Below are 6,951 nucleotides of genomic sequence, written 5' to 3'. Positions count from 1 at the left end.
ACATTGCGCAGCTCAATGTAGAGCGATGCGGCGATCACGGCGCTGATCGCGGTCATGACCGTCTGATTGACCAAAGCGCCCACCGAAAGCGTGATCTGGTCCATCGCCGCATCGCCGGAAACCTCGGTGAGCCGCACGAAGATCGCGTTGCAGACCGCGGTCAGGCCGCCGGCCACCATCAGCATGATCACCGCCAGCAGGAAGATCATCGGCCGCGAGCCCTTTGTCAGTTCGGCGCTGCGGCTCATGCTGCCGGTCACGCCGCGCCCTTCGGCCATCATCACCGGCACCGCGACGATGAACATCAGATAGAAGATGATCCCGGGTACGATGAGCAGGAGAAACCCGAACATGATGCACAGGCCGACCAGCAAGGAGAGCAGGACGATCGGGACGATCCTGGCGAGCGCGCCCGCGACGCTTTGGCCGATATGCGCCGGGCGACCGCTCAGATGCCGCACCGTGGCGCCGCTCAACGTGCCCTGAAGCAACGCGCCCGAAACGATGCCGGCGAGGACGCTGCCCAGCATCGGACCCCAGAACTGCCAGCTGAGCACGAACTCGGCGGATGGCGCCTCGGTGCCGAGGCTTTGCAGCCAATATTCGAGCGCGAAGCCGGGAAGGCCGGCGAGGATGAACGAAACGGCGAGGAACGGCACCGCGTTCCTGAGCAGCGCGTTGAAGCCGGTGCTCAATACACGGCCAAGATCCATGCTTTGCATTGGCGCCGTCGCCATCGCTGCCCCCTTCGCTGACCTGAGCGCACCCTTTCGCAATTGGCGCCCTCTGTCCAGCCAAGCGCCTTGCGCGCCCGGCGCGGCCCCGCTTAGTGTCTGTCCGATGGGGGCGAGGCGCAGATGACGAAGCCGATGGCCGCGCCGGCAGTTCCGGCCGGGCCCACCGACGCCCAGATCGCCGAGGCGCATCGCCAGCTGCTCGCCGACAGCTCGATCCAGTTCGAACTGAAGATGGTGGAGCCGCCGCGGCCGCCCCCGGACTGGCTGGTCGCGCTCGGGCGGATGCTCGATGCGGCCTGGCCGGTGATCCAGGTGCTGATCTGGGCCGCGCTCGCCGCGCTCGTTTCGTGGCTGCTCTACCATCTCGTGATGCGGCTGAAGGACGGCGAGTGGCGCTGGCGGCGCAAGGGTGCGGCCGGGGCCGAGGACAATTGGCGCCCGGACGAGGCGCCGGCCCGGCAATTGCTCGCCGAAGCGGACGCGCTCGCCGCCGCCGGCCGTTATTCGGAGGCGGCGCGCCTCCTCCTCCACCGCAGCGTCGAGGACATCGCCGCCCGCCAGCCGGACCTGCTTCGCCCGGCGCTGACCAGCCGCGACATTGCCGCCCTGCCGGCGATCCCGGCCCAGCCGCGCGGCGCCTTCGCCCGGATCGCGGCCTTGGTCGAGCGCGGCCTGTTCGCGCGCATCGACCTCGCCGAGGGCGACTGGCGCGATTGCCGCGCCGCTTATGAGGAATTCGCCTTCGCCGGCGGGTGGCGCGGATGACCGACACGACGAGCCCGTTCAACGTCAAGGTCGTATTCGGCCTGATCGCCGCGGCGGTGATCGCCTTCGGGGCATTGCTCGTCCTGCTCGCTTATACCGAGGAGCCCGGCGCGCCGGGCGGCGACGGCCGCGCAGCGCCATCCCGTTCGGCGGTCGGCTATGCCGGGCTGGTCCAGCTCGCTGGCCGCTTCACCGAGGCGCGCGTGGTGCGGGGCAGCGACGGCGTCGATTCCGAGGATCTGCTGGTCGTCGCGCTGACCGGACGCGGCGGTCCGGCGGCGGTGACCGAATTGCTGAACCGGCGTGGTGGGCGCGCAACCTTATTGATCGTGCCGAAGTGGCTGGTCGAGCGCGATCGCAGCCATCCGGGCTGGGTCCGCGCCATTGCGCCGACCCTTGGCGCGCGCGCCGCGCCCTTGCTCGGCGAGGACGTGTCGATCGCCCAGGTCGGCCAGAGCCCCGGCGATGCTGCACAGGGCGAGGGCTTCCTCGAAGGCCTCGTCCTGCCGGCGCCGCCGCAGGTCCAGGCGATCGTCGCCGGCCTCACGCCGCTCGCGACCCTCCCGGCTGACGGCGCCTTGCTCGCCCAGATCGGCGAGCAGCCGCATTTCGTCCTCGCCGAGCCAGACCTCGTCAACAATCACGGCCTGCGCGATCCGGCCCGCGCCCGGGCCGCGATCCGGCTGCTGACCGCGCTGAGCCCAACCGGGGCGACCGGCATCAATTTCGATCTCGAGACCAACGGTCAGGGCGGCCGGCGGCCGGACACGCCCAGCCTGCTCCAGCTCGCCTTCGAGCCGCCTTTGCTGGCGATGACGCTGGCGCTGCTGTTCGCCGCCTTGCTCGCCGGCTTCTATGGCGCGTTCCGCTTCGGGCCGGCCCGGCGCGAGCAGCGCGCGATCGCGTTCGGCAAGGCGGCCCTGGTCGAGAACAGCGCCGGCCTGATTCGCCTCGCCAAGCGTGAGGCGCGGCTCGGCGGCGCTTATGCCGACGTGGTGCGGACGGAGGCGGCGCGGATTACCGGCGCGCCCGCCTGGCTCGGCGGCGAGAGGCTCGACGCCTATCTCGACCGGCTCGGCCGGGCCGGCGAGACGCGCTTCACCCAGCTTGCCGCGGCCGTCTCGGCCGCTACCGATCGCGCGTCGCTGATGGCGGCGGCGCGCGCACTGCACGAATGGAGAAGGGGGCTCGTCAAGTGAACGTCACCGAAGTCAAAGCGCTGGCGGAGGAAATCCGCCACGAGGTGCGCCGCGCGATCGTCGGCCAGGACGAGGCTGTCGAGCTGCTGCTCATCGCCTTGTTCTGCTCCGGCCACGTCCTGCTCGAAGGGCCGCCGGGCACAGCCAAGACCTTCCTCACCCAGTGCTTCGCGCGGGTGCTGGGGCTGGATTTCGGCCGCATCCAGTTCACGCCGGACCTGATGCCGGGCGACATCATCGGCTCCAACCTGTTCAACTTCCAGACCAGCCAGTTCACCCTGACCCGGGGTCCGATCTTCACCGAGCTGCTGCTCGCCGACGAGATCAACCGGACCCCGCCCAAGACCCAGGCGGCGTTGCTGGAGGCGATGCAGGAACGCACCGTCACGATCGACGGCGAGACGCACGCGCTGCCGCCGCATTTCATGGTGATCGCGACCCAGAACCCGATCGAGCAGCAGGGCGTCTATCCGCTGCCCGAGGCGCAGCTCGACCGCTTCCTGTTCAAGCACCGGGTAAACTATCCTTCGGCCGAGGAGGAGAAAAGGATCGTCGCCACGCACGGCGCCCGCTTCGGCGCACCCAAGGCGAACGAATGGGGGATCGAGCAAAGGGTCGGCGCCGGCCGCCTCGCCGAGACGCTCGCCACGGTCGCGACGATCCCGATGGTCGACGAGGTCACCAATTATGTCGTCGCCTTGATCCGCGCGACCCGCGAGGCGCCCGATCTGGAGGCCGGCGCCTCCCCACGCGCGGCGGCGATGCTGGCTGGCGCGGCGCGGGCGCGGGCGGCGCTCGACGGGCGCGGCTATGTCATCCCGGACGATGTGAAGGCGCTCGCCCCGGCGGTGCTGCGCCACCGCCTGATCCTCTCCGCCGCGGCGGAGATCGAGGGCCGACCGATCGAGGATGTCGTCGCCCGGCTGATCAGCGAGGTCGAGGCGCCGCGTTGATCTACCCCACGCGCCTCGCCGTTCTGTTCGCCGCTCTGATGGCGCCGATCGCGCTGTTGATCGCGATCCTTGCGCCCGCTTTCTGGACGGCCGGACTGGCGCTGATCGCGCTGATCCTGGCGCTGGGACTGGTCGATGCCGTGCTGGGGCCGGGGCTGCGCGCGGCACAGGTGTCGTGCGAAGGCCCGCGCGCGGTGAGCGTCGGCGAGACCTTCCCGGTGACCACCTTCGTCCGCTTTCCGCGCGGCGGCCCGCGCGGCGCACAGGTCGCGGTCGGCGTCACCGGGCCGATCCATGCCCGGTACAGCTATCGCGCCGAGGCGGAGCCGATCGCCGACGGGATCGCGGCGGTGGTGGTGCTGGAGGCGCGGCGGCGCGGCGCCGGACGGCTGGAATGCGTCTGGGTGCGCTGGCCGGGACCGCTCGGCCTGGTCTGGAAGCAGCGGCGCCTCCCGGTCGACCAGGTGGTCATGGTCACTCCCGACATCCGGCCGGTCCGCGAAGGCGTCCAGATGATGAACCGCGACGCGCTGCACGGCCTCACCGCGCAGCTCCAGGTCGGCGAGGGCGCAGAGCTGGAATCGCTCGCCGACTATCGCCCTGGCATGGATCGCCGCGCGATCGACTGGAAGCAGTCCGCCCGCCACACCAAGCTGATCGCCAAGGAATATCGCACCGAGCGCAACAACCATATCGTGATGGCGGTCGATTGCGGGCGGGCGATGAGCGAGCCGGTCGGCGGCGTGCCGCGCGTCGACCGCTCGGTCTCCGCCGCCCTGCTCACCGCCTTCGTCGCGTTGAAGGAAGGCGACCGGGTCGGCATGTTCGCTTTCGACAGCCGGCCTCGCGCGCGCTCGCAGCCGATCGCCGGCCAGCGTGCCTTCGGCATGCTGCAGCGGATCGCCGCCGACATCGACTATTCCGACCATGAAACCAATTACACGCTGGCGATGGCGACCCTCGCCGGCGACCTCGCCCGCCGCTCGCTGATCATCGTCTTCACCGAATTCGCGGATTCGACCGGCGCCGAGCTGATGCTCGCCGGCATCGGGCCGCTGCTGCAGCGTCACCTTGTCCTGTTCGTCGTGCTGCGCGACGAGGAGCTGGAGCAGTTCACCGACGCCGAGCCGGTCGATCCCGAGGACGTCAGCCGCGCCGTGACCGCGGCAAGCCTGTTGCGCGAGCGGCGGCTGGTGCTGACCCGCCTCCGCCATCTCGGCGTCCAGGTGATCGAGGCGGCCGCGAACCAGGTCGGGCCGGCCTTGCTCAACGCCTATCTCGACCTCAAGCGACGGGACGCGCTGTGAACGATCGCCCCGCCCTCGCCGACCGGCCGCCCCTGCGCGCCGACAGCCGCTCCTTCCGCGAATCGCGCGAGGGCGAATGGCGGCGGCTGGAAGCGATCCTCACCACCGCCGAGAAGCGCTCCGTGCGCGCGCTCAGTGACGAGGATCTGCTCGCCCTGCCGATCCTCTACCGCGGTGCGCTCTCCTCGCTTTCGGTCGCGCGCGAGACCTCGCTCGATCTCGAACTGGTCCACTATCTCGAGGGGCTGAGCGCCCGCGCCTATTTCTTCGTCTACGGGGTGCGGACCACGGCGGGGAGCCGCCTCGCCTCCTTCTTCGCGCGCGACTGGCCGGTCGCCGTGCGGTCGTTGTGGAAGGAAACGCTCGCCGCTTTGCTGCTGACGATCATCGGCCTCGCGACCGGCTTCATGCTGGTCGAGGCGGACCCGCGATGGTTCGAGGGCTTCGTGCCAAGCGAGCTCGCCGGTGGCCGCGACTTTTCGGCCAGCGCCGAATATCTGCGCTCGACGCTCTATCACGACGGCGGCGCCGATGGGCTCAGCGTCTTCGCGACCTATCTGTTCACCCACAACAGCCAGGTCTGTATCTTCTCCTTCGCACTGGGTTTCATGTTCGGCGTGCCGACCGCGATGCTGATCGTCTATAATGGCGCCATCCTCGGCGCGATGTTCTCGCTCTTCAATTCGCACGGCCTCGGCTTCGAGCTGGGCGGCTGGCTGATCATCCACGGCTCGACCGAATTCTTCGCGATCGTCCTCGCCGGCGCGGCGGGGCTGAAGATCGGCTGGGCGGTGGTCTTCCCCGGCGAGGAGACGCGGATGGCGGCGGCGGCGCGGGCCGGGCGAATCTCCGGCGTCGCGATGGGCGGCGTCGTGGTGATGCTGCTCGTCGCCGGCCTGCTCGAAGGCTTCGGCCGCCAGCTCATCACCGACGACCTCGCCCGCTATGCGATCGGCGGCGGCATGCTCGCCTTCTGGCTGCTCTATTTCTACGTGCCGCGCCGTCAGGATATCACCCACGATGGCTGAGTTCGCCGCGGTCAACCGGACTGCGCTCGGCCAGGAGCGCCGCCATCTGGTGACGCCGGAGGGCGTCGACCTCAGCCTCAGCCTCGCCGACATGGGCCAGCGCGCCGGCGCCTTCCTGCTCGACTGGGTGATCATCATTATCGCGCTGGTCGCGCTCTTCTTCGTCTGCGCGGCTCTCGCCGGCGGGCTCGGCGATCAGGCCGGCGGCGAGTTGGCGCTGATCGTCTTCCTGCTCGGCCTGTTCCTCGCCCGCAATTTCTACTTCATCCTGATGGAGATGGGGCCGCGCGCCGCGACCTTCGGCAAGCGCGCGGTCGGCATCAGGGTTGTGGCGAAGAGCGGTGACCGGCTCACCGCCGACCGGGTGATCGCCCGCAACCTGACCCGCGAGATCGAGGCCTATCTCCCCTTGAGCTTCATCATCTACAATGCGGGCGGCGAAGGCAGCGGCTGGCTCGGTCTCGCCGGCATGGCCTGGACCGGGCTTTTCCTGTTCTTCCCGACCTTCAACCGCGATCGGCTCCGGGTCGGCGATCTGCTCGCCGGAACCTGGGTGATCAACGCGCCGAAGCGCAAGCTCACCTATGAGCTGGCGGCGGCGGACGCGGCCGAACAGGCCGACGAGTTCCGATTCACCGACGCGCAGCTCGACGTCTATGGCGTGTTCGAGCTCCAGACGCTGGAGCAGGTGCTGCGCGACAGTCAGCCGGAGAGCATCGCCAGCGTCGCCGCGACGATCCGCTACAAGATCGGCGCGACACTGCTGGGCGGCGACCGGGAGTTCCTGGTCGCTTACTACCAGGCGGCGCGGGCGCGAATGGAGCGCGGCCTGCTGTTCGGCAAAAGGCGCGAGAACAAGTTCGATCGGGGCTAGGCCAAAATAGCTTAAGGTTGCCGCCTCGACGCGCGCAGCGGCAAAATGTCCTCCCGCCAGTAGTCGGCAAGGCAGACGCGCGCGACGC

General features: G+C 69.6%; 7 protein-coding genes. 6 read left to right on the top strand and 1 reads right to left on the bottom strand.

Annotation, left to right across the window (positions count from 1 at the left end; all coding sequences use genetic code 11):
* On the bottom strand, positions 1 to 737 hold a 737-nt coding region (locus tag ACT4N3_RS05890; protein ID WP_444854280.1), incomplete at its 3' end, for a hypothetical protein.
* Between the two features lie 120 nt (positions 738 to 857).
* Between ACT4N3_RS05890 and ACT4N3_RS05885 the strand changes: the two genes are divergently transcribed.
* The 6 genes from ACT4N3_RS05885 to ACT4N3_RS05860 are packed head-to-tail and all read left to right on the top strand — an operon-like array spanning position 858 to position 6,863.
* Positions 858 to 1,502: a DUF4129 domain-containing protein gene (locus tag ACT4N3_RS05885; protein WP_444854279.1), complete on the top strand. Its 645-nt coding sequence runs from the start codon at positions 858 to 860 to the stop codon at positions 1,500 to 1,502.
* The gene (locus tag ACT4N3_RS05880; RefSeq protein ID WP_444854278.1) at positions 1,499 to 2,701 is read left to right on the top strand and encodes a hypothetical protein; all 1,203 of its coding nucleotides are present in this window, start codon (positions 1,499 to 1,501) and stop codon (positions 2,699 to 2,701) included. Before ACT4N3_RS05885 ends, ACT4N3_RS05880 begins: the two co-directional genes overlap by 4 nt.
* A complete protein-coding gene (locus ACT4N3_RS05875; protein WP_444854277.1) occupies positions 2,698 to 3,654 on the top strand; it encodes an AAA family ATPase in 957 nt (318 codons plus the stop codon). The genes ACT4N3_RS05880 and ACT4N3_RS05875 overlap by 4 nt, the downstream gene beginning before the upstream one ends.
* Positions 3,651 to 4,961: a DUF58 domain-containing protein gene (locus tag ACT4N3_RS05870; protein WP_444854276.1), complete on the top strand. Its 1,311-nt coding sequence runs from the start codon at positions 3,651 to 3,653 to the stop codon at positions 4,959 to 4,961. Before ACT4N3_RS05875 ends, ACT4N3_RS05870 begins: the two co-directional genes overlap by 4 nt.
* Positions 4,958 to 5,989, top strand: coding sequence for a stage II sporulation protein M (locus ACT4N3_RS05865; protein ID WP_444854275.1), 1,032 nt, complete (start codon positions 4,958 to 4,960; stop codon positions 5,987 to 5,989). The genes ACT4N3_RS05870 and ACT4N3_RS05865 overlap by 4 nt, the downstream gene beginning before the upstream one ends.
* Entirely contained in the window at positions 5,982 to 6,863 is an 882-nt protein-coding gene (locus tag ACT4N3_RS05860; RefSeq protein ID WP_444854274.1) for an RDD family protein, read from the top strand. Before ACT4N3_RS05865 ends, ACT4N3_RS05860 begins: the two co-directional genes overlap by 8 nt.
* Positions 6,864 to 6,951: the final 88 nt, after the last annotated feature.

The organism is Sphingosinicella sp. (assembly GCF_052388015.1).
Taxonomy (GTDB): domain Bacteria; phylum Pseudomonadota; class Alphaproteobacteria; order Sphingomonadales; family Sphingomonadaceae; genus Allosphingosinicella.
The sequence above is the reverse complement of the archived record's forward strand: the minus strand, read 5'-3'. Positions and strand labels throughout refer to the sequence as shown.

What these genes read in the sequence shown, in the direction of transcription:
- ACT4N3_RS05880 (WP_444854278.1), top strand. Translation starts at nt 1,499, where the DNA reads ATGACCGACACGACGAGCCCGTTCAACGTCAAGGTCGTATTCGGCCTG.
- ACT4N3_RS05860 (WP_444854274.1), top strand. Translation starts at nt 5,982, where the DNA reads ATGGCTGAGTTCGCCGCGGTCAACCGGACTGCGCTCGGCCAGGAGCGC.
- ACT4N3_RS05885 (WP_444854279.1), top strand. Translation starts at nt 858, where the DNA reads ATGACGAAGCCGATGGCCGCGCCGGCAGTTCCGGCCGGGCCCACCGAC.